Source organism: Corynebacterium sp. zg254, from assembly GCF_024701495.1.
Taxonomy (GTDB): domain Bacteria; phylum Actinomycetota; class Actinomycetes; order Mycobacteriales; family Mycobacteriaceae; genus Corynebacterium; species Corynebacterium zhongnanshanii.
The window spans coordinates 121407-147159 of sequence record NZ_WIAR01000001.1 but is presented as its reverse complement, the minus strand read 5'-3'; the positions used below and the strand labels follow the sequence as shown (position 1 = coordinate 147159).

Annotated in this window: 22 protein-coding genes; 13 read left to right on the top strand and 9 right to left on the bottom strand. The window is 62.1% G+C overall.

Annotated features, from left to right (window positions below; translation table 11 throughout):
• Window positions 1-3 precede the first annotated feature (3 nt).
• The 8 genes from uvrC (at window position 4) to secG (ending at window position 8674) form a co-directional block, all read left to right on the top strand.
• Window positions 4-2106, top strand: coding sequence for an excinuclease ABC subunit UvrC (uvrC, locus tag GC425_RS00685; protein WP_151844145.1), 2103 nt, complete (start codon window positions 4-6; stop codon window positions 2104-2106).
• A 10-nt stretch (window positions 2107-2116) separates the two neighbouring features.
• Window positions 2117-3004: an RNase adapter RapZ gene (rapZ, locus tag GC425_RS00680; protein ID WP_151844146.1), complete on the top strand. Its 888-nt coding sequence runs from the start codon at window positions 2117-2119 to the stop codon at window positions 3002-3004.
• Window positions 3005-3010: 6 nt separating this feature from the next.
• Entirely contained in the window at window positions 3011-4033 is a 1023-nt protein-coding gene (gene yvcK / locus GC425_RS00675; protein WP_151844147.1) for a uridine diphosphate-N-acetylglucosamine-binding protein YvcK, read from the top strand.
• Between the two features lie 109 nt (window positions 4034-4142).
• A complete protein-coding gene (gene whiA / locus GC425_RS00670; RefSeq protein ID WP_151844148.1) occupies window positions 4143-5129 on the top strand; it encodes a DNA-binding protein WhiA in 987 nt (328 codons plus the stop codon).
• 89 nt (window positions 5130-5218) lie between these two features.
• Window positions 5219-6226 (top strand): type I glyceraldehyde-3-phosphate dehydrogenase, encoded by a 1008-nt coding sequence (gap, locus tag GC425_RS00665; RefSeq protein WP_151844149.1) that lies wholly within the window; start codon window positions 5219-5221, stop codon window positions 6224-6226.
• A gap of 112 nt (window positions 6227-6338) precedes the next feature.
• Complete coding sequence (gene pgk / locus GC425_RS00660) at window positions 6339-7550, top strand: phosphoglycerate kinase (protein WP_151844150.1); 1212 nt, start codon at window positions 6339-6341, stop codon at window positions 7548-7550.
• Between the two features lie 2 nt (window positions 7551-7552).
• Window positions 7553-8335 (top strand): triose-phosphate isomerase, encoded by a 783-nt coding sequence (gene tpiA, locus GC425_RS00655; RefSeq protein WP_151844151.1) that lies wholly within the window; start codon window positions 7553-7555, stop codon window positions 8333-8335.
• Window positions 8336-8440: 105 nt separating this feature from the next.
• Window positions 8441-8674 (top strand): preprotein translocase subunit SecG, encoded by a 234-nt coding sequence (gene secG, locus GC425_RS00650; RefSeq protein WP_151841541.1) that lies wholly within the window; start codon window positions 8441-8443, stop codon window positions 8672-8674.
• A 55-nt stretch (window positions 8675-8729) separates the two neighbouring features.
• Here the strand turns inward: secG and pgl are convergent, their stop codons facing one another.
• From pgl to tkt, 5 genes are all read right to left on the bottom strand, one after another.
• Complete coding sequence (gene pgl, locus GC425_RS00645; RefSeq protein WP_151844152.1) at window positions 8730-9500, bottom strand: 6-phosphogluconolactonase; 771 nt, start codon at window positions 9498-9500, stop codon at window positions 8730-8732.
• A complete protein-coding gene (locus GC425_RS00640) occupies window positions 9500-10525 on the bottom strand; it encodes a glucose-6-phosphate dehydrogenase assembly protein OpcA (protein WP_151844153.1) in 1026 nt (341 codons plus the stop codon). Before GC425_RS00640 ends, pgl begins: the two co-directional genes overlap by 1 nt.
• A 55-nt stretch (window positions 10526-10580) precedes the next feature.
• On the bottom strand, window positions 10581-12122 hold the full coding sequence (zwf, locus tag GC425_RS00635) for a glucose-6-phosphate dehydrogenase (protein WP_151841538.1): 1542 nt from the start codon (window positions 12120-12122) through the stop codon (window positions 10581-10583).
• 71 nt (window positions 12123-12193) lie between these two features.
• Window positions 12194-13300 (bottom strand): transaldolase, encoded by a 1107-nt coding sequence (gene tal, locus GC425_RS00630; protein WP_151844154.1) that lies wholly within the window; start codon window positions 13298-13300, stop codon window positions 12194-12196.
• Complete coding sequence (gene tkt, locus GC425_RS00625) at window positions 13300-15399, bottom strand: transketolase (RefSeq protein ID WP_151844155.1); 2100 nt, start codon at window positions 15397-15399, stop codon at window positions 13300-13302. The genes tal and tkt overlap by 1 nt, the downstream gene beginning before the upstream one ends.
• Window positions 15400-15583: 184 nt before the next feature.
• Here tkt and GC425_RS00620 point away from each other — a divergent pair, with 184 nt between their 5' ends.
• Window positions 15584-16522: a heme o synthase gene (locus GC425_RS00620; RefSeq protein WP_151844156.1), complete on the top strand. Its 939-nt coding sequence runs from the start codon at window positions 15584-15586 to the stop codon at window positions 16520-16522.
• Window positions 16523-16575: 53 nt separating this feature from the next.
• On the opposite strand, the gene GC425_RS00615 is transcribed toward GC425_RS00620, so the two are convergent.
• The 4 genes from GC425_RS00615 to mptB form a co-directional block, all read right to left on the bottom strand.
• Window positions 16576-17646 (bottom strand): heme A synthase, encoded by a 1071-nt coding sequence (locus GC425_RS00615; RefSeq protein WP_374707620.1) that lies wholly within the window; start codon window positions 17644-17646, stop codon window positions 16576-16578.
• Between the two features lie 66 nt (window positions 17647-17712).
• Window positions 17713-18453 carry an ABC transporter permease gene (locus tag GC425_RS00610; protein ID WP_151844301.1) on the bottom strand — a complete coding sequence of 247 codons (741 nt, stop codon included), beginning with the start codon at window positions 18451-18453 and terminating at the stop codon, window positions 17713-17715.
• Between the two features lie 142 nt (window positions 18454-18595).
• Entirely contained in the window at window positions 18596-19549 is a 954-nt protein-coding gene (locus GC425_RS00605) for an ABC transporter ATP-binding protein (RefSeq protein WP_225733013.1), read from the bottom strand.
• Between the two features lie 64 nt (window positions 19550-19613).
• Window positions 19614-21380 carry a polyprenol phosphomannose-dependent alpha 1,6 mannosyltransferase MptB gene (mptB, locus tag GC425_RS00600; protein ID WP_187767964.1) on the bottom strand — a complete coding sequence of 589 codons (1767 nt, stop codon included), beginning with the start codon at window positions 21378-21380 and terminating at the stop codon, window positions 19614-19616.
• Window positions 21381-21541: 161 nt separating this feature from the next.
• Here mptB and GC425_RS00595 point away from each other — a divergent pair, with 161 nt between their 5' ends.
• From GC425_RS00595 to sufC, 4 genes are all read left to right on the top strand, one after another.
• A complete protein-coding gene (locus GC425_RS00595) occupies window positions 21542-22219 on the top strand; it encodes a metalloregulator ArsR/SmtB family transcription factor (RefSeq protein ID WP_151841534.1) in 678 nt (225 codons plus the stop codon).
• 9 nt (window positions 22220-22228) lie between these two features.
• Window positions 22229-23665, top strand: a complete 1437-nt coding sequence (sufB, locus tag GC425_RS00590; protein WP_151841533.1) for a Fe-S cluster assembly protein SufB — start codon at window positions 22229-22231, stop codon at window positions 23663-23665.
• A gap of 4 nt (window positions 23666-23669) precedes the next feature.
• Window positions 23670-24866, top strand: a complete 1197-nt coding sequence (gene sufD / locus GC425_RS00585) for a Fe-S cluster assembly protein SufD (protein ID WP_151844157.1) — start codon at window positions 23670-23672, stop codon at window positions 24864-24866.
• 101 nt (window positions 24867-24967) lie between these two features.
• The gene (gene sufC / locus GC425_RS00580) at window positions 24968-25723 is read left to right on the top strand and encodes a Fe-S cluster assembly ATPase SufC (RefSeq protein ID WP_151841531.1); all 756 of its coding nucleotides are present in this window, start codon (window positions 24968-24970) and stop codon (window positions 25721-25723) included.
• Window positions 25724-25753 lie beyond the last annotated feature (30 nt).

The following is a 25753-nucleotide window of genomic DNA, read 5'->3' as shown; positions in this document are numbered from 1 at the left end:
CTCGTGACTGCACACTCTGCTCCTTATCGCCCGGCGCCCGGAACCATTCCGACGGAACCGGGCGTTTACACGTTTCGGGATTCCCACGACCGTGTGATCTACGTGGGCAAGGCCAAGAACCTTCGCGCGCGCCTGTCCAACTACTTCCAGGATTACGACCGTCTCCACCCGCGGACGCGCACGATGGTCCAGTCTGCGTCTCAGGTGCGCTGGACCGTGGTCGCCAGCGAGCTCGAGGCACTTAACCTGGAGTACACGTGGATCAAGCGCTTTAATCCGCGCTTCAACGTGATGTACCGGGACGACAAGTCCTACCCGATGCTGGCGGTCAGCGTGCGCGAGGAGTTCCCCCGCGCCTATGTGTACCGCGGGCCTCGCCGTAAAGGCATTCGCTACTTCGGCCCGTACCCGAAGGCCTGGGCTATTCGGGAGACCCTGGAGTCTCTGACCAAGGTGTTCCCCGTGCGCACCTGCACGAAGACTGTCTTCAACCGGCACCAGGCGATGGGGCGGCCCTGTCTGCTGGGCTATATCGATAAGTGCAGCGCACCCTGCGTGGGCAACATCAGCGCTGAGGACCACCGCGCTCAAGTGAACCAGTTCATGAGTTTCCTGTCCGGCAACACCGATCGCGTCACGCGCAGAGTCCGCCGGGATATGGAACAGGCTGCGGAGGAGCTGGATTTCGAACGTGCAGCGTCCTTACGCGACCAGCTGCAGGCCATGGATAAGGCGATGGAGAAGCAGGCGGTAGTGTTCTCCGATTCCACGGACGCGGACCTCATCGCCTTTGTCACGGATGAGCTGGAGGCCTCCGTTCAGATCTTTCACGTGCGCGGCGGCCGTATCCACGGCCAGCGCGGCTGGGTGGTCGAGAAGCAAGAGACCAGCAACGAGGCGTTGCTGGCGCAGTTTATTCACCAGTTTTATGGCGACGAAGCAGCCTTCGCCGAGGCCACGGAGGCGGCAGTCGCCGGTGCCGACAGCCCCGCCTCGGACGCTCCCCGGGCGCAGTCGGAAGGGCCGCTCGAACAGACCCCCCTGCGCTACGAGCACATTCCTCGGGAGGTGCTGGTGCAATACCAGCCGGAGCAGGCCGACGAACTCACCGAGTGGCTCTCCAGCCTCCGCGGCTCACAGGTGACGGTGCGGGTGCCCCAACGTGGGGATAAGAAGGCCTTGCTCACCACCGCGGAAAACAATGCTCAGCAGGCCTTGGCTCACCACAAGCTGAAGCGCTCCGGGGATCTGACGGCCCGCTCCGCGGCCCTGCAGGAGCTGCAAGAGGCCCTGTGGATGGACACCTCGCCGCTACGCATCGAATGTATCGACATTTCCCACATCCAGGGCACAGATGTGGTCGCCTCGCTGGTGGTGTTCGAAGACGGACTGCCAAAGAAGAGCGACTACCGACGCTACAAGATTCGCGACGCCGCCGGCGACGGCCACTCCGACGATGTCGCCTCCATCGCCGAAGTGGTGCGGCGCCGCTTCGCCCGCCATCACACAGACTCCACTTCCGTGCCGCTCGGAGACGAAGCCGGCGATCTTCTGGAGGGTGAGGAGGAGCTAGGCCCGGCGTCGGGGGAAAATACGGACGAACAGGCGGCGCGTAAGTTCGCCTACCCGCCCCAATTGTTCATCGTCGACGGCGGCCAGCCCCAGGTCAACGCCGCCGCGGCAGTGCTGGAGGAGCTGGGCGTCACGGACGTGTTCCTGGTGGGCATCGCCAAGCGCCTGGAGGAGCTGTGGGTGCCGGGGGAGGAGTATCCGGTCATCGTGGCCCGCAATTCACAGGCGCTCTACCTGGTGCAGCAGATTCGCGACGAGGCACACCGCTTTGCCATCACGTTCCATCGCCAGCAGCGTTCCGCCAGAATGCGCCGCAGTGTGCTGGACGATATTCCTGGCCTCGGCCCGCAACGCCGGGCACAACTGGTCAAGGCTTTTGGCTCGGTCGCCAAGGTGAAATCCGCGAGTGTAGACGATATTTGTGCTGTGCCCGGGTTCGGCCCGGCGCTGGCGACCGCGATTGTGGAGGCGTTGCAGGATACGGGCGCCCCCAGCGCGGAGAAAACGGCACCTTCGGACACGGAGATCACGTAGGATTGTCGCTATGCAGGCTGCCGAACGATCCTCCGACAATTCATCGCCGTCACTGATTGTACTGACCGGCATTTCCGGTGCGGGAAAGAAGGCCGCCGCCGCAGTGCTGGAGGACATGGGCTGGTACGTTGCGGATAATCTGCCGCCCGAGTTGATCCTGCGCATGGTGGAGATGACCTGCGAGGATGACTCGCCCATCGAGCGATTGGCCATTTCCACCGACGTCCGTTCCCTGGCGTTCGCGGGCTCCCTCAACGGGGTGCTGAGCACCCTGCAGCGGGCGGGTAAGCGCCCCACGGTACTGTACCTCGATGCCTCCGACGAGACCCTCATTTCCCGCTACGAGGCGCTACGCCGCACGCACCCCTTGCAGGAAGAGGGCACGTTGCAGCACGGCATCAACCAGGAACGCGCGATCCTGGCGGATCTGCGCAAAAATGCGGACATCGTGTTGGATACCTCCACCCTCAATGTTCACGAGTTGCGCCGCACTATCGAAGAGCTCTTTACCGGGGATGGCCGCGCGCAATTCCGGATCAATATTCAATCCTTCGGGTTTAAGCATGGGCCTCCAAAGGATATTGACATGCTGCTCGACGCGCGTTTTTTGGCGAACCCTTATTGGATTCCCGAGCTCAAGGGATTCCGCGGAACTGACCAGCAGGTCAAGGATTATGTTCTGGGTCAGCCGGATTCCACCGCATTTCTGGATGCCGCGGAAAACATGGTCATGGCAACAATTCCCGGGTTTATCCACGAGGGCAAAAAGTTCCTCAGCCTGGGTGTAGGCTGCACCGGCGGTCACCACCGTAGCGTGGCCCTGGCCGAGGAGCTACAGCGCCGCTTCGACCTGCAGGGGTTGACGGCGCGGGTGTCTCACCGAGATCTGGCGAAGTAGGTTCCCATGACTGACCTCAACCACGCAGCCCCTCGAATCCCACGCATTGCTTCCCTGGGCGGCGGGCACGGCCTGTTCAATACCTTGCGCGCCGCACGCATCGTGGCCGATCACGTGAGTGCCATCGTTACCGTTGCCGACGACGGCGGCTCCTCGGGACGCATGAGGCGCGAGTTTGACTGCCTTCCCCCGGGCGATCTGCGCATGGCGCTGGCCGCCTTGGCCCAGGACACGGAGCGTGGGCTGCTGTGGCAGAACACGATCCAGCACCGCTTTGGCGGTAAGGGCGCCCTGAAGGGGCACGCCGTGGGCAACTTCCTCATCACGGGCCTTGCCCAGGTGATGGGGGACGAGCTGGCGGCCCTCGACGAAATCGGAGACCTCTTCGGGGTGCACGGGCGTGTCATCCCCATGTGTCCGATCCCGCTGGACCTGGAGGCCGCGGTGGCCGATATAGAAGAGGACCCGCAGGAGATCGTGAGCGTGCGGGGGCAGGTGGCCGTGGCGTCGACGGTGGGACAGGTGCGGCGCGTCCGGCTCATTCCCGACAAGCCCAACGCATCGCCGGCCGCTGTGGAAGCAATCACGAACGCCGACCTGGTGACGATGGGGCCCGGATCCTGGTTTTCCAGCGTGATTCCGCACGTCCTGGTGCCTCAGCTAGTGGAGGCGATGAATGGCTCGGACGCGCCGAAGGTCTTGCTGCTTAACCTGGTGCCGGAGATCGGGGAGATGTCCGGCATGTCTATGGAGCACCACCTGCACATGCTGCACCAGCATGCCCACGACCTGAGTATGGATATCGTCATTGCAGATCCGTCCAGCGTCCCGAACGCGCGGGATAAACGGCAGCTGCGCAACGCCGCGGAAAAGCTGGGGGCGCGGATCCTCTTCCGCGACGTGCGTGAAGACGATGGCCGTGGCCGCTGGACCGATACGCACAAGGCGGACAAGGTAGCGACTGTGTTCCAAGAAATCTTCTGTGCGCAATCGGCCGGGACGCTGAAGGAACTTCCGGAATCGCTCTAACAGGTGTGCGGGCTGCCGGTTCTCCACATGAGTGACTCGGCAGCCCAGACAACGTCAATTTGTATAGTGGTCACTAGTGTGTGACTACCAACGGTGAAAGGACAACCCGATGGCCCTGACAGGGGAAGTGAAGGCTGAGATAGCTGCCGTCCACGTGACGCAACCGGACGTCATGGTGGCGGAAGTTGCCAGCTTATTGCGCTACTGCGGAGCTTTGCACGTCGTGGGCCGCCGCCTTGTGGTCGAGGCCGAGGTGGACTCCCTGTGCACCGCCCAACGCGTCATGGACCAGGTGGAGACGCTCTTTCACCTGCGCGCGGAGATGCAAACCATCGGCGCTGGAAACTTGAGGCGCAATCAGCGCTTCATCATCAAGTGGTCGGAGGGCGGCACGGAGCTCGCTCGCCGTACGCATCTGATCGACCGCGCGGGGCGGCCGGTGCGGGGATTACCGCGCTTCATCATTGGCGGTACCACCGATCAATGTGTGGCTGCCTGGCGTGGCGCGTTCCTGGCTCATGGTTCCCTCACCGAACCGGGGCGCTCCAGTGCCTTGGAGGTATCCACCCCCGGCAACGAAGCCGCGCTGGCGTTGGTGGGCTGTGCTCGCCGTGTGGATATCACCGCGAAGACGAAGGAGGCCCGGGGGATCCACCGTGTGGTGATTCGTGATGGTGATTCCATCTCCACGCTGCTGTCCCTGATGGGGGCGGAGAACTCGCGGGCTCAGTGGGAGGAGCAGCGTAAGCACCGTGAGAATCGTGCGGACGCCAACCGCTTGGCCAATTTTGACGACGCCAACCTTCGCCGTTCCGCCCGCGCCGCAGTGATGGCTGCGGCGCGCGTGGAACGCGCCCTCGAGATCCTGGGCGATGATGTGCCGTCGCACCTGGCGGAGGCCGGCCACCTGCGCGTGCGTTATCGCCAGGCGTCCTTGGAGGAGCTGGGTCAGAAGGCCGAGCCGCCCATGACGAAGGACGCGGTGGCGGGCCGTATCCGCCGTTTGCTGTCCACCGCGGATAAGCGGGCCGAAGAGCTGGGTATCGAGGATACCCACCACGCCGTGAAGCCGGAGATGCTGGACAACCTGGACTAGCCTCCTGCGATCTGCCCGGCACAGTGGGCATTTCCCGCGTATCCTCGGGGGTAGTAAACATATCCCCACAACAACGAGGAGTCCCCACTGTGACTATCAAGGTTGGCATCAACGGCTTCGGCCGCATCGGCCGCAACTTCTTCCGCGCCATTCGCGATTATGGCGCGGATATTGACGTTGTGGGTGTGAATGACCTCACCGACAACGCAACACTGGCTGCGCTCCTGGAGCGCGACTCGGTGCTAGGCCCGTTGAACGCCACCGTCGAGCACGATGACGAGTCCATCACCGTGGACGGCAAGCGCATCACCGTCACTGAAGAGGAGGATCCGGCCAACCTGAAGTGGGGCGAGCTGGGTGCCGACATCGTGATCGAATGCACGGGCCGCTACACCAACGCCCAGGACGCGAAGGCCCACCTCGAGGCCGGCGCCAAGAAGGTCATCATCTCCGCACCGGCGAAGAATGAGGACGCGACCTTCGTCATGGGTGTCAACCACGAGTCCTACGACCCGGGGAACCACCACATCATCTCCAACGCCTCCTGCACCACCAACTGCCTGGCACCGCTGGCCAAGGTCCTCAACGATGAGTTCGGGATCGTCAAGGGACTTATGACCACCGTTCACGCCTACACCGGCGACCAGCGCCTCCACGACGCACCACACCGCGACCTTCGCCGCGCACGCGCCGCCGCTGTGAACATCGTGCCCACCTCCACGGGTGCGGCCAAGGCCGTGTCCCTCGTGCTTCCTGAGCTGGAGGGCAAGCTGGATGGCTACGCCGTGCGCGTGCCCATCATCACCGGCTCGATGACGGACCTGACCATCGAAACGGAAAAGCCCGTCACCGTCGAGACCGTGAACGCCGCTCTGAAGAAGGCTGCCGAGGGCCCTTTGAAGGGCATCGCGTCCTACTCCGACGACGCGCCGCTGGTCTCCACGGACATCGTCACTGACCCACATTCGTCCATCTTTGACTCCGGCTTGACCAAGGTCATCGGCAACCAGGTGAAGGTAGTCTCCTGGTACGACAACGAGTGGGGCTACTCCTGCCGCCTGGTCGACCTGGCCACCTACGTTGGCGAACGACTCTAAGCAACGAGCCGACTACCCCCTTATGGACTCCACCCGCGAGGCAATCACGCACCACGGGTGGATGTCACTGTTTAATGGCACTGATACAGACCAAGAAATGGAGAACAACCACATGACTGTGAAGACAGTTCAGGACCTCATCAACGAAGGCGTGGAAGGCCGTCACGTCTTGGTCCGCGCGGACCTCAACGTTCCTTTGTCCGAGGGCACCATCACCGACCCCGGCCGCATTGATGCCTCGATCCCCACCCTGCGTGCGCTGCTGGACGCCGGTGCCCGCGTCGTCGTCGCGGCACACCTGGGCCGCCCGAAGGGCGAGGTTCGCCCCGAACTCTCCCTGGAGCCCGTGGCCGAGGCTTTGGCGGAGCGCCTTGATCAGTGGGTGCCGTTGGCGTCGGATGTCACGGGCGAGGACGCCCATGAGCGGGCGAACGGACTGAACGACGGCGACATTCTGCTGCTGGAAAACGTTCGTTTCGATGCCCGTGAAACCTCCAAGGACGACGCCGAGCGCGAGGCTTTCGCCGCGGAGCTGGCGGTGCTGACCGCCGACAATGGCGCCTTCGTGTCCGATGGATTCGGTGTGGTGCACCGCGCGCAGGCCTCCGTGTACGACGTGGCCAAGAAGCTTCCGCACTACGCCGGCGGCCTCGTGGAGGCTGAGCTGAACGTCCTGAAGAAGGTCTCCGAGGCCCCTGAGAAGCCCTATGTTGTGGTGCTGGGCGGCTCCAAGGTCTCCGACAAGCTGGGCGTGATCGAGGCGCTGGCGCCGAAGGTCGATCACCTCATCATCGGCGGCGGCATGTGCTTCACCTTCCTGGCGGCCAAGGGCTACGCCGTCGGCGGTTCGCTGCTGCAGGAGGACATGATTGATACCTGCAAGGACCTCCTGGAGCGTTTCGGCGACGTCATTGCGCTGCCCGTGGACGTGGAGGTCGCGGAGACTTTCAGCAAGGACGCCGCTCACCGCACCGTGGATCTGAACTCCATCCCAGAGGGCTGGATGGGACTGGACATCGGACCGGAGTCCGCCGCTGCCTTCGGCGAGATCCTGGCGTCCGCCAAGACCGTGTTCTGGAACGGCCCCATGGGCGTATTCGAGTTCGAGAGCTTCGCCGCCGGCACAAAGGGCGTTGCTCAATCCATTATCGACGCCACCGCGGCCGGTGCGTTCTCCGTCGTGGGCGGTGGAGACTCGGCCGCCGCAGTGCGCACCCTGGGTCTAGACGAAGAGGGCTTCAGCCACATCTCCACCGGTGGTGGCGCGTCCCTCGAGTTCCTCGAGGGCAAGCAGCTGCCGGGTGTGGAAGTTCTGGAGGACTAGTCATGGCCGCAACACGTAAGCCGTTCATCGCCGGTAACTGGAAGATGAACTTAAATCACCTTGAGGCGCTGCAGGTTGTTCAGAAGTTCGACTTTGCCCTGCCGAAGGACTACTACGAGTACGTGGACGTGGCGTTTATCCCACCGTTTACCGATATTCGCTCTGTGCAGACCCTGGTGGACGGGGACAAGCTGCTGCTCACCTATGGTGCGCAGGATGTGAGCGTGCACGAGTCCGGCGCTTACACCGGCGAGGTGTCCGCGGCGATGCTCGCGAAGCTGGGATGCTCCTGGGTTGTGGTGGGCCACTCCGAGCGCCGTGAATACCACGGGGAAAGCAATGAGCTTGTCGCCCGCAAGGCCACCGCCGCGCTGAAGCACAACATGAGCCCCATCGTGTGCGTGGGTGAGCCACTGGATGTGCGTGAGGCAGGGGAGCACGTGGAGTATGTGGTAACGCAAACCCGCGAATCACTGAAGGGACTGTCGGCCGAGGATCTGGCCCGTACGGTCATCGCGTACGAACCCGTGTGGGCCATCGGAACGGGAAAAGTTGCCTCCGCCGCGGATGCGCAGGAAGTGTGCCACGCGATCCGTGGGCTTCTGGAGGAGCTGACCTCTGCGGAGACGGCGCAGTCCATCCGGATTCTCTACGGCGGTTCGGTCAAGGCCGATTCCATCGGCGAGCTGATCGCCCAGCCTGATGTGGATGGTGGCCTGGTCGGTGGGGCAAGCCTCGACGGCGCTGACTTTGCTCGCCTCGTGGCGGGAGCTGCGAGGCGCTAGCCTTCGACGGCGAAAAGGCAGCGCGTCACGTTGCTTTCCCCCGCCTCGGCGGGTAGATTTGTGCTGTTATCTTTAGACTTATAGACGCGAAGAAAAGGGAAGACATTGATCCTCGCCTTGCAGATCATTCTGGTCATCACCAGCCTCTTGCTGGGCCTGTCCGTGCTGCTGCACAAGGGACAGGGCGGTGGCCTGTCTAGCCTCTTCGGTGGTGGCATGCAGACCAACTTGTCCGGTTCCACCGTTGCAGAAAAGAACCTGGATCGTTTGACGGTCGGCACCGCTGTGGTGTGGCTGATCGCCATCATGGCGCTGGGCTTGGTCCTCCACTACGGATAAGACGCCCTCCACTACGGAGAAGCCCTCCGCCATGAAGTCATCACCTCACGATTGATTAGGGCTGTGCCTCCTGGTCCACCCACAACACCGTGGACTGGCGCCCAGTGGCCAACGCAGCTGGCCACTGGGCGCCATTTCCACCTTCTGCCACCTGTACGGCAGCCTCGCGTTTCGCCGCTCCGGCGACGAGTAGCCACACGTGGTCCGCGTCGTTGACCGCGTCGATGGACAGACTCACACGGTTGGCCGGAGGCTTCGGGCAGTCTCGTACGGGCACCACACAATCCTTCGGCTGGAGGAGCTCCTCGGTGTGGGGGAACAGCGAATTGATGTGCCCCTCGGGACCCATGCCCAGCAGGTGCACATCGAACCCGTCGGGCGCATGTTCCTGAATCAGCTGCGCATAGGACTCAGCCGCACGATCCAGCCCCTCACCGGCATAATCATCCTCGGGCGATGGGGCTGCGTAGCGGAAGATATTGAACTCGGGCACGTCGACGTGCGCCAGCAAGGCCTCCTGCGCCTGGGTATCGTTGCGCTCGGGATCACCCTCGGGAAGGTAGCGCTCATCACCGAAGAACACGTTCACCCGATTCCAATCAATAGCCTGAATGGGGAAGGACTCCGCCTGCTGGCGCGCCGCGGCGTCGAGGGCAGCAATCTGGCGCAGCGTCTCCACACCAGCACCACCGCCGGTGAGCACCACGTTCACCATGTTCTTCGTGTTCTGTAGCGTGCACACCGTCGCCACAAACTCCCGGGCTGCGGCCTGAGCCAGTGCCGTCTGGTTCTCATAGACACGAATGGTGACATCCGAGTTAGTCATTAGCGATGCGATCCTTCAAAGTCGTCGGTGGTATCAGAAGCAGCCACTCCCGTAGCCGCCGCACGGTTCATGGAGTGACCCGGACGGTGCACCCTCACGAGGCGGCGCAGTGCCCGCCCGTAGGTTTCATCCGGATCCAGGTGGCGCAGCTCCTCTGCCAGGCAGTCAGCCAGCACACGTCGGGACAACGTCACCAAGCTCGTTTTGCCCGCCACCGTCAACGAGGCAGTGGACGCATCCACAATCTCCACGATGGACTGCCCGGACGGGCGGTACAGCACCGTCTTTTGAATACCCAGGGTCATCTCTCCGTGGTCGTCGCGCGGGATCGCGTCCGCATCCGTGGTGATGCGAGACACGGGCACATCCAGCCGGTCAGCGAGCCATCCTGCGGCGATATCCACCGACGGATCAAGGGCGGGACCATGCACCTCCGCGGACAGGATCTCCTCGTGCGGAGGACGATCCACCATCGAGGCCAGCACGGCACGCCACAAGGTAATGCGAGACCAGACCAGGTCCGTGTCGCCCGGGGAATAGGTGAGCCGGCGTCGATAAAAAGGATCAGGATCACCCTCCACACACGCATCGGTGATGCGGCGCTGGGCGATGGCACCAATCGGATCCGCGGCAGGATTGCGCGGCGCCTTACCCGGCCACCATGCCACGATCGGTGTGTCCGGTAGCAGCAGGGGAGTCACCACCGACGCGCAGTGCTTCGCCAGGGCGCCGTGGAGATGCATCACGATCACCTCGGAGGCGCCGGCGTCGCCACCCATGCGGATCTGGCAATCCAGGGTGTTGTTGTCCGCGTCGCCATGGGACACCAGCAGGATCACGCGAGAGGGGTGCTCTCGTGAGGCGTCGTGCAGGGTATCCAAAATGGCGTCGATGTCGTCCTCGCCACTGGCCACCACGATCAACGTCAGCACGCGACCGATGGTTAACTCGCCCCATTCTTCACGCACGTCACGTAGCTTTTTGCTGAGGGCCTGAGTGGTGGTATCGGGAAGATCAATAATCATCCTTGCGTCCTTTATTTCTTCCTAGGGTGTCCACAAAAGTTCTCGGCACTGCTCGCTATGGACGGCGCCATTCGCGGCCATTTCTTCTCATCATCTCGTCGGCCCCCTGAGGACCCCACGTACCCGCCGGGTAGTCCTCCGGACGGCCGCTCTCGGCCCAATACTCCAGGATCGGATCCAGGATCTTCCAGGACAGCTCCACTTCCTCGTTGGTGGGGAAGAGGGACGCCTCGTCCAGCAGGGCGTCCAGGATCAGGCGCTCGTAAGCCTCCGGGGATTCCTCCGTGAAGGCCTCTGAGTAGGAAAAGTCCATGTTCACATCGCGGACCTCCATGGTGGATCCGGGGACCTTCGATCCGAAGCGCACCAGCACACCTTCATCCGGTTGCACGCGGATGACCAGCATATTGTTGCTCAAGGAGTTGATCTGTCCGGGCCCGAAGGGCAGGTGAGGAGCCTGCTTGAATACCAAGGCGATCTCCGTGACGCGGCGCCCCAGCCGCTTTCCGGTGCGGAGGTAGAAGGGGACGCCCGCCCAGCGTCGGGAATTAATTTCAAAGGTGGCCGCGGCGTAGGTCTCCGTGGTGGACTCGGGATCGAAGCCATCCTCCTGGCGGAGCCCCTTGACTTCCTCCGAGCCCTGCCAGCCCGAGGTGTACTGGCCGCGCGCGGTGGTTTGCGCGAAGGGGCCTACAGGCCTGGTGGCGCGCAGCACCTTGATCTTCTCCACCTGCAGCTCAGCCGGGTGGAAGGTCACGGGTTCTTCCATCGCGATCAGAGCCAGCAACTGCAGCAAGTGGTTCTGGATCACGTCGCGGGCAGCGCCGATGCCATCGTAATATCCGGCGCGGCCACCCAGGCCGATATCCTCAGCCATCGTGATCTGGACGTGATCCACGTAGTGGCTGTTGAACAACGGATCGAACAGCTGGTTCGCAAAGCGCATGGCCAGGATGTTCTGCACGGTTTCCTTGCCCAGGTAGTGATCGATGCGGAACACGCTGGACTCGGGGAACACATCGTTCACAATCTTGTTGAGCTCGCGAGCCGATTCCTCGTCGTGGCCGAAGGGCTTTTCGATGACCACGCGGCGCCATCCACCGTCCGACGTGTCCGCCATGCCGGAGCGTTCCAGCTGATGGCACACCTGCGGGAAGTGGTCCGGCGGGACGGACAGGTAGTAGGCCCAGTTGCCGGCGGTGCCGCGTTCCTCGTCGATCTCGCGGGTCTTGGCCGCCAGCTCATCGAAGGCGGAATCCGTGGTGAAGTCGCCCGTGACAAAGAAGATTCCTTCGGCGAGGCGCTTCCACACGGCCTCGCGCCACGGGGTGCGGGCCCGTTCCTTGACCGCGGCCGCGACCTGTCCTTCGAACTCCTCCTTGGACCAGTCGCGTCGTCCATAACCGATGAGGGAAAATCCCGCGGGAAGCAGTCCACGGTTGGCCAGGTCGTACACGGCCGGCAGCAGCTTCTTACGTGCGAGGTCTCCGGTAACTCCGAAAATCACGAGTCCCGATGGTCCCGCGATGCGCGGCAGGCGCTTGTCCAGCCTGTCGCGCAGGGGGTTCGTCCACTGGTCGGCGTGGTCATTAGTCATGAACGATGCTGTCCTCTTAGGGTCGATAATGGTTGGGGAGTGGTGCTGGAGAACGACGCGGCGCCGTAATGTTAGCGCAGCTGCTCATCCAATGCCGCGAGCAAGTCCTGCCAGGACGCCACGAACTTGTCCACGCCCTCAGTCTCCAGCACGGTCCACACGTCAGCGAGGTCGATACCAAGGTCCGAGAGTTTACTGAACACCTCGTGGGACGCCTCTCCGGTGCCGCTGAGCGTATCGCTCGTGACCTCACCGTGGTCGATCGTGGCATCCAGAGTGGCCTCCGGCATGGTATTCACCGTGTGCGGCCCGGACAACTCAGTGACGTAGAGCGTGTCAGGCAAGGATGGATCCTTGACCGACGTCGACGCCCACAGTGGTCTCTGCGTCCGGCCTCCCGCCGCGCGAAGCTCCTCCCAGTCCGGGTTGTTGAGCAGCGCGTCTTCAAAGGCCGCATAGGCCAGGCGGGCGTTGGCCACGGCGGCCGTGCCCTTGAGTGCCAGCGCCTCGTCGGTGCCGATGGCGTCCAGACGCTTATCAATTTCCGTATCCACCCGGGAGACGAAGAAGGATGCGACGGAGTGGATCGTGGAAATATCGTGACCGTTGTCCCGAGCTGCCGCGATGCCCTCGATGAAGGCCTGCATGACCTGGCGGTAGCGCGCAACGGAGAAGATCAGCGTGACGTTCACGCTGATGCCTTCCGCCAGGACATCGGTGATGGCGGGGAGGCACTCTTCCGTGGCCGGGATCTTAATCATCAGGTTGGGGCGATCCACCTTGTGGGCCAGCTCCTTGGCCTGCGCCACGGTGGCTTCGCGGTCCTTGGCGAGGCGGGGATCAACCTCCAAGGAGACCCGGCCGTCCACGCCGTCGGTGTCCCGGAAGACCGGTGCGAAGATGTCGCAGGCGTCCCGAACGTCATCGATAGCCATATCGAAGACGGCGGAATCCGCTCCCACACCGGCTTCGGACAGTTCCTTCAGCTGGGCATCATACGCGTTGCCGCTGGTCATAGCGGTGGCGAAGATAGCAGGGTTGGTGGTCACACCCACCACGCCCTTGGTCTCGATCACCTCTGCGAGGTTGCCGGTCTTAATGCGGTCTCGGGAAAGGTCATCCAGCCATACGGACGTTCCCGCCGAGGACAATGCCGCGATAGTCTGTGGTGCTGCCATTACTGGTCACCTCCAGCTTGCTTGAGGGAGTCCTTCGCCGCGGCGACCACAGCGTCCGCGGTGATACCGAATTCACGGTACAGCGTCTGGTAGTCCGCGGAGGCACCGAAGTGCTCCAGGGAGATGTTGCGGCCGTGCAGGCCGGTGAAGCGGTGCCACGGCATCGCGATGCCGGCCTCCACGGATACGCGTGCTGTGACGTCGCTCGGCAAGACGGACTCGATGTAGTCTGCGTCCTGCTCCAGGAACCACTCCATGACGGGCACGGATACCACCCGCGTGCCGATGCCTTCATTCTCCAGAGCCTGCGCGGCCTCCACGGCCAGCTGAACCTCGGAGCCGGTGGCCAGAAGGATCACCTGAGGCGTGTCCGTGGAGGATTCCACCAGGACATACGCTCCCTTAGAGACGCCCTCGGCGGCCTTGTCCTTCGTACCGTCCAGCACGGGAACATTCTGACGGGTGAGGATCAAAGCCTTCGGACCGGCTGGCGCCTTCAGCGCTGCAGCCCATGCCGCTGCCGTCTCGTTCGCATCGGCAGGGCGCAGCACAGCGAGGTTCGGGATCGCACGCAACGCGGCCAGGTGCTCGACAGGCTGGTGGGTCGGGCCGTCCTCACCCAGACCGATGGAGTCGTGCGTCCACACGTGGTACACGTCAGTCTCCATCAGCGCGCCCAGGCGCACGGCGCCTCGGGCGTAGTCGGAGAACTGCAGGAAGGTAGCGCCGTACGGGCGGGTCAGGCCGTGCAGGGCAATGCCGTTCAAAATGGCGGCCATGCCGTGCTCGCGGATACCGAAGTGCAAGTTACGGCCTGCCGGATCCGTGGTCCACGCGTTGGTGGTGATGGATTCGGGGCCAAAAGACTTCTCCCCCTTAATGATGGTGTTCGTGGATCCTGCCAGGTCCGCGGAGCCGCCCCAGAGCTCAGGCAGGGTCTTACCGAGGGCCTGCAAGGCAGCCTCAGAGGCCTTGCGTGTTGCCACGGACTCACCAGCGTCCCAGGTGGGAAGCTCGGCGTCGAAATCAGACGGCAAATCACGGGCGGTCAGACGGTCCAGCAGGGCCTTCTTCTCAGGGTTGGCCGTGGCCCACTCGTCGAAGGACTTGTTCCACTGCGCATGCGCCTGGGCGCCGCGCTCCACGAGCTTGCGGGTGTGCTCCACAACCTCATCCTCGACGGGGAACGGCTCATCGGGGAATCCCAGCTCCTTCTTGATGCCAGTGATCTCCTCTGTGCCCAGGGCTGCACCGTGTGAGCCGCCGGTGTTCATCTTGGTGGGTGCGGGGTAGGCGATCACCGAACGCATACGGATGAAGGTAGGCCGGGTGGTGTCCTTCTTGGCCTGCTCCACGGCGTCCAGGATGCCTTCCACGTCCTCGCCGGTGACCTTCAGGGTCTGCCAGCCGTAGGCCTCGTAGCGCTTGGAGACGTCCTCGGTGAAGGCAATGGTGGTGTCGTCCTCGATGGAGATGCCGTTGTCATCCCAGAACACAATCAGATTGCCGAGCTGCTGGGTGCCCGCCAGGGAGGAAGCCTCGCCGGTCACGCCCTCCTGCACATCACCGTCAGAGGCGATGACGTAAATGTAGTGGTCAAAAGGAGACTTGCCGGCAGGCGCGTCCGGATCCAACAACCCGCGCTCGCGGCGGGACGCCATCGCCATACCCACGGCGGAGGCCAGGCCCTGGCCCAGTGGCCCGGTGGTGATCTCCACGCCGTCCGTGTGGCCCACCTCTGGGTGGCCCGGGGTCTTGGAGCCCCAGGTGCGCAGTGCCTTCAGGTCCTCCAACTCAAGGCCGAATCCGCCGAGGTACAGCTGGATGTATTGGGTTAGGGAGGAGTGTCCCACGGACAGGACGAAGCGGTCGCGGCCTACCCACTGGGTGTCCTGCGGGTCGTGGCGCAGCACGCGCTGGTAGAGGGTGTACGCCAGGGGAGCGAGGCTCATGGCCGTTCCTGGGTGGCCGGATCCACAGTTCTCGACGGCGTCGGCGGCCAAAACGCGTGCCAGGTCCACGGCACGGGTGTCTGTGTCAGTCCACTCAGCTGGGTAATTACGGACGGTAAGGGCGGACAGTTCCGGAGACAGAGTCACGAATGAAGCCTTTCTTATGCTGCAATTCTTATGCAATTGCGCGCCACGTTTTTTACAGATAAAACCTATCCTAACCCCGAATAGTCACATCTGTCCGAAACGCCTGTGTTGTTTTCGTGTTCAGCCTCAACTCGGGTAGCGTAGAACAGACGTGTGAAATCGTGTATTGGAGGCGAGGCAAGCGGTGAATCAGATCGCTGACAGAGTTAAGGCCTATGTTGCTTTGACCAAGCCTAGGGTTATCGAACTACTCTTGGTAGCGACCATTCCCGCTATGCTGCAGGCCGCACGCGGCGATATACACCTGGGCCTTATTCTGCTGACTCTGATCGGTGGATGGATGGGTGCAGCAGCCGCCAATACCTTCAACATGGTTGCGGATTACGACATCGATCAGGTGATGCGCCGTACCCGACGCCGCCCGATCGCCAAGGACTCCGTCACCGTAGGGCAGGCCCGGGTGTTCGCGTGGGCCATGTTGATTCTGTCCGTCCTGTGGCTGGGGTTCCTCTGCAAGTCCTGGCTCGCCGCGTTCTTCATTGTTCTTACCAACTGGTTCTACATCTTTGTCTACACGAAGTGGCTGAAGCGCCGGACCTGGCAGAACGTCATTTGGGGCGGTGCCGCCGGCTGCATGCCTGTGATTGTTGGCTGGGCTGCCACCACCGATAACACTGTGGGTGCGCTGAATGCCGGCTGGGCGTCCTGGTCCCAGGCGATCATCCTGTTCATGATCATCTTTTTCTGGACCCCGCCTCACACCTGGGCGCTGGGGATGCGCTACCGCGAGGACTACGAGGCTGCGGGTGTGCCGATGATGCCCGTGGTTAAGCCACCGCTGGAGGTGACACGCCAGATTCTGCTGTACACCTGGGCTACGGTCATCACGTCGTTGCTGCTGGTTCCGGCTGCGGGCTGGATTTATGCGGTCGCGGCGGTGGCCTCCGGTGCGTGGTTCATCATTATGGCGCACCGCCTGCACTCTGGTGTGAAGGCCGGTACGCCGGTCAAGCCCATGAAGTTGTTCTTCCTGTCGAACAACTACCTGTCCGTGCTTTTCGTGGCTCTGTCCGTGGACGCCGTGTTGGGCTGGGACACGGTCTGGCAGCTGCTCGGCTTCTAGCCCGTCTCGACCGCTCGCGCGGTTCGGCGTCTAGCACCGTTGGGTGTCTAGCGCTATTCGGCGCGGGCGGCGTCGCCCTCAACAGATCCCGTAGCGTGCGCGGAACCGCCCGTCCAGCGGAACTTCTGAGCCCAGAACAGGCCCGCCAGAGCCGTCACGATGCCGGTTCCAATGACGTGCAGCGGCACGGTCCAGCGCGGCACTCCCAGCTGGTACTGCATGATGCCGATTCCGCCCTGAACGATGATGGCTGCAACAACCCACCATGCGGTGCGACGTACCTGGCGCGTGGTCTTCGTCGCGAACAACCCGGCGATGAGGCTGGCCGTGAGGCCCAGGTACAGGTACATGAAGTGAGCGTGCACCTGCGCCATTTCAAACAACGGAATCTGCAGGCGGTGTTCCGGAAGGATCGCCGCATCACCGGCGTGCGGGCCCGCAGAGGTGGTCATCGTTCCCGTGACCAGGTTGATAGCCAAAGCCAGCACGGACAGGTCCATGGCGATGCGCAGCGGCTTGGCCATGAGGTTGGTCTTGGTACCATCGTCGGGCTCCGTCACACGAATCACGAGCTTGGCGGCGAAGAACACCAGAATCATCGATGGTAGGAAGTGGGCCATCACCATCCACCAGGCCAGGTCCAGGTGAACCGTAATTCCACCGATCACGGCCTGCAGGATCACTCCGATTCCCTGGAAGAACGCCAGATGCAGAATCTGAGTACGACGGGCGGCACGCAGGACCGACGTAAAGGCAAGCACACAGGCCAGAGCCACCACGAAGGTCAGCATGCGGTTGCCGAACTCAATGAGCTGGTGAATCCACGGAGCGCTTCCCGAGACGGGAACAAAGGAACCCGGGTGGCATTGGGGCCAGGTGTCACAACCCAAGCCGGAGCCGGTAATGCGCACCAACGAACCGGTAAACGTGATGCCGGTCTGGGCGATCAGCATGATCAGCGCATAGATGAACTGCCGCTTCATGGGAGGCACGCTTGAGCGTCGGTTAAAAATCGACGCATCCACGCGATACCAGCCACGGTAGATAGGCAGCATGATGCGGTCGAAGCCTGTGGCTGAGTCCTGGCGCTTGCGCAGCGTGTCGGGGATGAGGTCAGTGTTCATGGAAGGTGCACCTTAAAAGAAGTTGTTAGGGGCTGTGCGGGTGACTGTGTGCGTGAGTTCATCGAGTTAGTCCGAGTTCATGGTGAAGGAGAACGTCTTGAGCGCCAGGCCGGCCCCCAGCACACCCCATCCGGCCAGAATCACGAAGGCCAGGATGTTGAACGCGCCGTCGGTGAACGCATCCTGCAGCCCTTCCATGAGCGCCACGGAGGGGATGAGCATAAGGAAGCGCGTGGCGGACTCGCTGAGTTCCGTGGCCATCGTGACGTACGCGGCAGCGCCCATGAAGATGAACCAGATAGTGTTGCCCAGCGCCAGAACCATCTCGGAGCTCAATGTTCCGCCGAGGAACAATCCCAGGCTGGTGAACGCCGCCACTCCCACCACGCCGATGATGAGTGCCGCTGGCAGGCCGGGCAGACTCATGTGCCACCCCAGCAGCAGTGCCACAGCCGTCAGAATGACCACTTGCACGGCTACAACGGCCAGCACGGCCACAACCTTTCCGCTGATCAGCGCCCACTTGGGAACGCCAGAGGCGCCGATGCGTTTCAGCGCGCCGTAGCGTCGGTCAAAAGCCACGGCAATGGCTTGTCCCGTAAAGCCTGCACCCATCAGCGCCACGGCCATGCTCATCGGAAAGACGCGGTGGACCGGATCCTCCATATCCACGATGGGCAGCAGCGACAGCCCGATCAACACGCCTAAGGGAATGATCATGGACAACAACTGCTGCTCGCCGTGCCGGAGGAAGAGCAAGGACTCCACCTTGGCCTGGGAGGCAACAATTGTCCTTTTCGACGCCATGGCCGGCTCAGGGGTAAATGTGCCGGGGGAAAATCGCTCGCTCACTGAATTCTTCCTTACTCTTGGCGGTCTGTCTCGGTGTACTCTGTGCGGCCTGTCGCGGTATGGCTGGTCATCGATCTCGCCGTGTCAGTCCTGCGTCTCATTGCCGGATCTCTCGTCCCGTCATGGACAAGAACACGTCCTCCAGAGAACGCCGGTCCACGCTCAGGCTGCGGATCAGCACGCCTTGGCTCTCGATGGCCTGGGCCAGGGCCGTGACGTGGGCAGGGGAGACCGGCCCCGGCGTGGTGAACTCGTAATGCAGGGGCTTGATCTCCTCGATGGAGGCCGGCGAGACCTGAGCGTTGAGGGTAGTTTCATCCAGTTCCTGATCCACAACGACGGTCAGACTCTGGCTCTGGGAAGTTCCTGCCGTCATCTCGGCTGGAGTACCAAAGGCGACCAGGCTACCTCGGTCGATGATGGCCACGTGATCGGCCAGAGCCTCGGCCTCGTCCATGAGGTGCGTGGTCAGCACCACGGCCACACCGTCGCGGCGCAGCGCGCGGATCAACTCCCAGACCGCGATGCGCGATTGTGCATCTAACCCCGCGGTCGGTTCATCTAAGAAAACCAGCTCTGGGCGGCCCACCAGGGCGCAGGCCAAACTAAGGCGCTGCTGCTGGCCACCACTGAGGCGACGGTAGGGGGTCTTCACGTGCCGCTCCAGTCCCACAGTGTGGAGCAGCCATTCGGTATCCAGGGGGTTTCTAGAGTAGCTTGCCACCAGGTTCAGCATCTCGCCCACGTGGATGCCTGGATACGCGCCACCGCCCTGCAGCATCACACCGATGCGGCGGCGCACCTCGTCCGTCTGGGCATGGGGATCCAAACCAAATACGGTCACGCTTCCGCTGGTGGGTTTCTGAAAGCCTTCGCACATTTCCACCGTGGTGGTTTTTCCTGCGCCGTTGGGACCAAGCAGGGCAACAACTTCACCGGCATGGACAGTCAGCGAGAGATCATTAACTGCGGTATGAGACCCGAAGGCTTTCACCACATGATTCAACTCCAGGACTGGCTGCTGGCTCCGTGTGTCGCTGTTTTCTTTCACAATTCTCCACCTTAGTTTGTGCCCCTCACACCCTGAACTTCAGCTAGCGTGATCCACCGCACAATTATTGTTGTTGCTTCGCCTGCCCCTGTGCCTCCCGCACTCGCTGAAGGTGCTGAATGCGGGTACTGGCCAGTGCCTGCCGTAGCTCCGGATGACTGCGTGCAATCAGCCAGAACACCCCTAATAGCACAGCCAATACGAACACAGACATCGCATAGATATACACCACCGTCAGGGGCGGCAGACCCAACCCACGGGGCAGAATGGCGAAGCTAAAGGCCGTGGAATACAGCACGGTCGCTTGCTGGAATGCCCGCCGATTCGCCCACGCGGCCAGGGGCATGATGGCCCACAGGAGATACCAGGGCTGCACCACGGGGAAGAAGAAAATCATCACGAGCGTGGACACGCCGAAGGCACCCAGCGGGTGAATACGGCTCTTAAACGCCGCCCACAACATGCGCGCCAGCCACACTGCAGCAACACCCGCGCCCAAAGCTCTGAAGAGAAACAGTGAGGCATTCAGGTGATCGCCCAAACCCAAATACATCGCGAGGATGTTGCTGGCCAGCCCCGTCAAGGTGGTCAGCGACATCCAACTGACGATCTCTGCCGCCCCGCCCTGGGAGGTGATCCATCCGAAGCCCGTTCCCGTCACGAGCGACAAGGTGATCGACGTCAGCGCCGCCACCACTGCCGCAAAGACGGCAGCCCGAAGCAGATCAATAATCCGACCACCTCGCCACAGCGCAACCGCCACGCCCGCAAAACCCAAAGCGACGAACGCGGTCACCTTCACCAAGCCCGCCATCGACATCAAGATGAAACCTGCGAGCACCAACGCTCGGCGTCGGGATGAACGATCCTGATCCTGCAGCCCCGTCAGCACCAGCTCGAAGCCCATCAACAGCAAGCCCATCATCGCCGACTCATTGTGGATGCCACCCACCAGGTGCAGGATCGCCAGGGGGTTCAACACGCCCACCCACAGCGCCGTCTGTGGGGCCACTCCGCAGCGACGCGCCAAGCGGGACAACGCCCATGCGGACATCCATAAGCCCGCGATGGACACCACACGGTGGCACAAAATCCCCAGCACGATGGAATCGTTGGTCACAAGGCTGATCACTGCGCCATACGTCATCGCCACCGGGCCATACGGGGACGGGGAGTGCGACCACATGAGAGGCACCGACCGCGCTAACTCGTTGTGTACGCCCAGCAGATCCACCGGCCCTCCGGAATACGGGTCAATGCCCTGCGCGGTGATCGACCCTTGAGCCAGATAAGAATAGATGTCCTGGGTGAACATCGGTGCCGTGAACAGAATGGGGAAGGTCCAGCACACGAAAATCCGCCAGAGCGTGCGCGGTGGAAGATACAGCATCACGCGGTGGCGGCGCGGCAGTGTAAACCGAGCCAACAGGAACCATCCCAGCACCAACAGGGCGATACCCACGAAGCACATGACGGTAGTGGTGTGCAGCATGCGGGCCAGAATCCCCACCAGTGGGATTTCCCAATAAGGATTGCCGATCACCGGAAACGCCCCGGCGCCCAGACCACCGACAGCCAGCAGGACCGAGCCAATCGTTCCCACCAGGGTGGCGATGTGGAGGCGGCGCCGGGACACTGAATCCCACTCCACATACTCAGGGAACTGGTGGGCCTCCACACCCATATGCTTGTGATCGGTGAGCTCGTCGTCGTCCAGCGAAGTCTCCAGGTGGAGCCGGGAGAAACGGGACCCGGCTGCACCGAGGCGCGGCATCAGCGCGGCGCAGGAGCGAAAGAAACCGTGCGCTGAGGGCTCCGGGGAAGACGTCATGGCTATTGAGCCTACCCGCGCGTTGCCCAAAAGCGATGTTGTTTCGCGATGTGTGTCCCTATATTTCAGGCTTACCTTAGTAGACAATTACTCAGATTTACGACACACTCGTGTTGTCTAATCCTTTTTGCGGAGTACGATCGAGGAACGAAGGAGGCCCCATGAGCACCACTCAACACAGTGAAGCCGATACGCGCCACCGCATCCTCATGCACGTACTTAGGCACGGCCCCGTCAGCGCCACCGACATCAGTGACGAGTTCGGACTCAGCGCCGCTGGCGTGAGGCGACACTTGGACAATATTGTCGCCCAAGGCCTTGCCGAGACCGTCACCGGACCCAAATCCGGGCAACGCGGACGTCCCGCAAAACTCTTTCGCCTGACCGATAAGGGCCGGGCGAAATTCGGACATGATTACGACACCTTGGCTGTACTTGCTCTTCGCGCGTTGCGAAACGCCGGGGGAGAAGAGGCAGTTGAAAACTTTGCTCACGAACGCATCATCGAACTTCTGGGATCTGCAGAAGAGATGGAAGGGGCTCCTTCCTCCGATGATGTGGTCGCCCGGGCACGGTTCATCGCAGAGCGGCTGACGGAAAAGGGCTACGCCGCCACTGTTAACGACGCTGCGACTGGCGTACAGATTTGTCGCCATCACTGCCCAATCCAAGATGTTGCGCACGAGTTCCCCGAGCTCTGCGCGGCTGAACACCGGGTGGTTGCGGAACTGCTCGGTCAACACACCCAACCTTTGGCTACAATCGCCGACGGTAACGGTATTTGCACCACTCACATTCCGCTTACGACCATTTCCCCTTCCCCCAAGAAGGAAAGCTAACAAGAACCTATGACACAAGCTGCACAAACCCCACAACCGCAGACTGATGAAGAGATCATCAACTCCATCGGCGCCTATGGTTATGGCTGGCACGATTCCGACGAGGCCGGAGCGTCCGCTCGACGTGGCCTCAACGAAGAGGTCGTGCGAGACATCTCCGCCAAGAAGGACGAACCGGAGTGGATGCGCGAGCGCCGCCTGAAGGCCTTGGAGATCTTCGACAAGAAGCCCATGCCTACCTGGGGCGCCGACCTGTCCGGCATTGATTTCGACAACATCAAGTACTTCGTGCGCTCCACGGAAAAGCAGGCCCAGACCTGGGAAGACCTTCCAGAGGACATCAAGAACACCTACGACAAGCTGGGCATTCCTGAGGCTGAGCGCCAGCGCCTGGTCGCAGGTGTGGCGGCACAGTACGAATCTGAGGTTGTCTACCACCAGATCCGCGAGGACCTGGAGAGCCAGGGCGTGATCTTCGTGGATACGGACACGGGACTGCGCGACTACCCCGAGCTCTTCGAGGAGTACTTCGGCACGGTAATCCCCGCCGGCGATAACAAGTTTTCTGCTCTGAACACTGCCGTGTGGTCCGGCGGTTCCTTCATCTACGTGCCTAAGGGCGTGCACGTGGACATCCCGCTGCAGGCATACTTCCGCATCAACACGGAGAACATGGGTCAGTTCGAGCGCACCCTCATCATCGTGGACGAGGATGCGTACGTGCACTACGTCGAGGGTTGCACCGCTCCGATCTACAAGACGGATTCCCTGCACTCCGCCGTGGTGGAGATCATCGTGAAGAAGGGTGGACGCTGCCGCTACACCACCATCCAGAACTGGTCGAACAACGTCTACAACCTGGTGACCAAGCGCACCAAGTGCGAAGAGGGCGCAACCATGGAATGGGTCGATGGAAACATCGGCTCCAAGGTCACCATGAAGTACCCTGCCGTGTGGATGACCGGCCCGCAGGCTAAGGGTGAGGTTCTGTCCGTCGCTTTTGCTGGCGAGGGCCAGTTCCAGGACACCGGAGCGAAGATGGTGCACATGGCGCCACACACCAGCTCCAATATCGTGTCCAAGTCCGTGGCGCGCGCCGGTGGACGCGCGGCTTACCGCGGCCTGGTGCAGATCAACAAGGACGCGCACCACTCCAAGTCCAACGTGGAGTGTGACGCCCTGCTGGTGGATTCCATTTCCCGGTCGGACACCTACCCATACAACGACATTCGCAATGACCATGTCACGCTGGGTCACGAGGCCAAAGTCTCCCAGGTGTCTGAGGATCAGCTGTTCTACCTCATGTCCCGTGGATTGCCAGAAGAAGAAGCCATGGCCATGATTGTGCGCGGTTTCGTGGAGCCCATCGCGAAGGAATTGCCGATGGAGTACGCGCTCGAGTTGAACCGCCTGATTGAACTGCAGATGGAAGGATCGGTGGGCTAAACCTATGTCAACACCTCTTAACGAAACTGAAGCAACGATCACCCCTGTCGCTGCTGGCACGGACCACCAGACCAAGGGTGACCGCTTTACGTCCTTTTCCTCCGCAGATTTCGACATTCCGAAGGGACGCGACGAGGACTGGCGTTTCACCCCCTTGCGCAAGTTGCGTGGTCTCCACGATGGCTCGGCGTCGCAGGGCAAGCGGGCGTCGGTCTCTGTGACGGGCGTAACCGACGACGTCAGCGTTGAGGAATTGGATATGTCCGACGCCAAGCTCGGTCGCGCAGGAGCCCCCGTCGATCGTGCGGCGGCTCAGGCGTGGGAGAACACGCCGAAGGCCGATTACGTGCGCGTCGCATCCAACGCGGTGCTCTCTGAGCCTGTCGTGGTGACGATTGAGGGACCGGGGGAGGACACCGTGTCCTATGGTTCCTTGGTCATCGAGGTGGAGGCTCACGCTGAGGCCGTGGTGTTTGTGCACTACACGGGCTCCGGCGCACACTCTGACAACCTCGAGTTCGTCATCGGCGACGGCGCGCAGCTGACCACCGTGGTGCTGGAGGATTGGGCTCCTGACGCAGTGCACCTGTCCAACTCCCACCTCCAGGTGGGCCGGGACGCCACCGTGCGTCACTACTACGCAGCCTTCGGCGGCCAGGTCGTGCGCTCCGTTCCACACGTGCGCTACACCGGCCCCGGTGGCGACGCCGAGATGCTGGGCCTGTACTTCGCAGACTCCGGTCAGTACTTCGAGCAGCGCCTGCTGGTGGACCACTCGATCAAGAACTGCCGCTCCAACGTGCTCTACAAGGGCGCTTTGCAGTCCACGGGCGAGGACGACAAGTCCGAGGCCCGGACCGCGTGGATTGGCGACGTGTTGATCCGTCCTGAGGCGACGGGCACGGACACCTACGAGAAGAACAACAACCTGCTGCTGTCCCCTGGTGCTCGAGCTGACGCGGTTCCGAACCTGGAGATCCAGACCGGTGAGATTGTGGGCGCGGGACACGCCGCGACGGTAGGTCGCTTCGATGATGAGCACATGTTCTACCTGCAGTCGCGCGGTATTTCCGCTGCCGAGGCCAAGATGCTGATTGTCCGCGGATTCTTCACCGATGTGATCAAGCGCATCCCGATTGAATCCATCCGAGAGGACCTCGAGCAGAAGGTGGAGCGCGAATTGGCCTCCACCGTCCTGTAGAGCCAGCGCCTTCACACACTGACGTCCTTGAAGAACACTGTTCCTGCACCAGTTCGCCCCACGCGAACACCATTTTGAAAGAAAGCGAACGAGTACACGCAATGAGCACTCTTGAGATTAAGAACCTGCACGCACAGGTGGTTCCCGCCGATGAGAATGAGCAGCCCAAGCCCATTCTGCACGGCGTAAACCTGACCATTAACTCCGGCGAAACCCACGCCATCATGGGCCCAAACGGCTCCGGTAAGTCCACCTTGTCCTACGCCATCGCAGGACACCCACGCTACGAAATCACCGAGGGCGAGGTCCTCCTGGACGGCGAGAACCTCCTGGACATGGAGGTGGACGAGCGTGCCCGCGCCGGCCTGTTCCTGGCTATGCAGTACCCGGTTGAGGTTCCGGGTGTGTCCATGGCTAACTTCCTGCGCTCGGCAGCCACCTCCGTGCGCGGCGAGGCTCCGAAGATCCGCGAGTGGGTCAAGGAAGCACGCACCGCGATGGATGAGCTGTCCATCGATCCTTCCTTCTCCGAGCGTTCCGTCAACGAAGGCTTCTCCGGTGGTGAAAAGAAGCGCCACGAGGTTCTTCAGCTGGGACTGCTGAAGCCAAAATTTGCGATCCTGGATGAGACGGACTCCGGTCTGGATGTCGACGCCTTGCGCGTGGTCTCCGAGGGAATCAACCGCTACAAGGAGCGCGAGAACGGTGGTGTGCTGATGATTACGCACTACCAGCGCATTTTGAACTACGTGAAGCCTGACTTCGTGCACGTTTTTGCCAAGGGCAAGATCGTTCAGTCCGGTGGTCCGGAATTGGCCGAGCAGCTCGAGGCCGAGGGCTACGAGAAGTTCATCTAAAGCACGCATACGTCGACAGAGATTTATAAG

Excerpts from the sequence above, each read along its gene's own strand:
- GC425_RS00595 (WP_151841534.1), top strand. The coding sequence starts at position 21,542 with ATGAGCACCACTCAACACAGTGAAGCCGATACGCGCCACCGCATCCTC.
- GC425_RS00610 (WP_151844301.1), bottom strand. The coding sequence starts at position 18,453 with ATGGCGTCGAAAAGGACAATTGTTGCCTCCCAGGCCAAGGTGGAGTCC.
- pgl (WP_151844152.1), bottom strand. The coding sequence starts at position 9,500 with ATGACTAACTCGGATGTCACCATTCGTGTCTATGAGAACCAGACGGCA.
- pgk (WP_151844150.1), top strand. The coding sequence starts at position 6,339 with ATGACTGTGAAGACAGTTCAGGACCTCATCAACGAAGGCGTGGAAGGC.
- sufB (WP_151841533.1), top strand. The coding sequence starts at position 22,229 with ATGACACAAGCTGCACAAACCCCACAACCGCAGACTGATGAAGAGATC.
- whiA (WP_151844148.1), top strand. The coding sequence starts at position 4,143 with ATGGCCCTGACAGGGGAAGTGAAGGCTGAGATAGCTGCCGTCCACGTG.
- tal (WP_151844154.1), bottom strand. The coding sequence starts at position 13,300 with ATGGCAGCACCACAGACTATCGCGGCATTGTCCTCGGCGGGAACGTCC.
- sufC (WP_151841531.1), top strand. The coding sequence starts at position 24,968 with ATGAGCACTCTTGAGATTAAGAACCTGCACGCACAGGTGGTTCCCGCC.
- yvcK (WP_151844147.1), top strand. The coding sequence starts at position 3,011 with ATGACTGACCTCAACCACGCAGCCCCTCGAATCCCACGCATTGCTTCC.
- zwf (WP_151841538.1), bottom strand. The coding sequence starts at position 12,122 with ATGACTAATGACCACGCCGACCAGTGGACGAACCCCCTGCGCGACAGG.
- GC425_RS00615 (WP_374707620.1), bottom strand. The coding sequence starts at position 17,646 with ATGAACACTGACCTCATCCCCGACACGCTGCGCAAGCGCCAGGACTCA.
- rapZ (WP_151844146.1), top strand. The coding sequence starts at position 2,117 with ATGCAGGCTGCCGAACGATCCTCCGACAATTCATCGCCGTCACTGATT.
- tpiA (WP_151844151.1), top strand. The coding sequence starts at position 7,553 with ATGGCCGCAACACGTAAGCCGTTCATCGCCGGTAACTGGAAGATGAAC.
- mptB (WP_187767964.1), bottom strand. The coding sequence starts at position 21,380 with ATGACGTCTTCCCCGGAGCCCTCAGCGCACGGTTTCTTTCGCTCCTGC.
- sufD (WP_151844157.1), top strand. The coding sequence starts at position 23,670 with ATGTCAACACCTCTTAACGAAACTGAAGCAACGATCACCCCTGTCGCT.
- GC425_RS00640 (WP_151844153.1), bottom strand. The coding sequence starts at position 10,525 with ATGATTATTGATCTTCCCGATACCACCACTCAGGCCCTCAGCAAAAAG.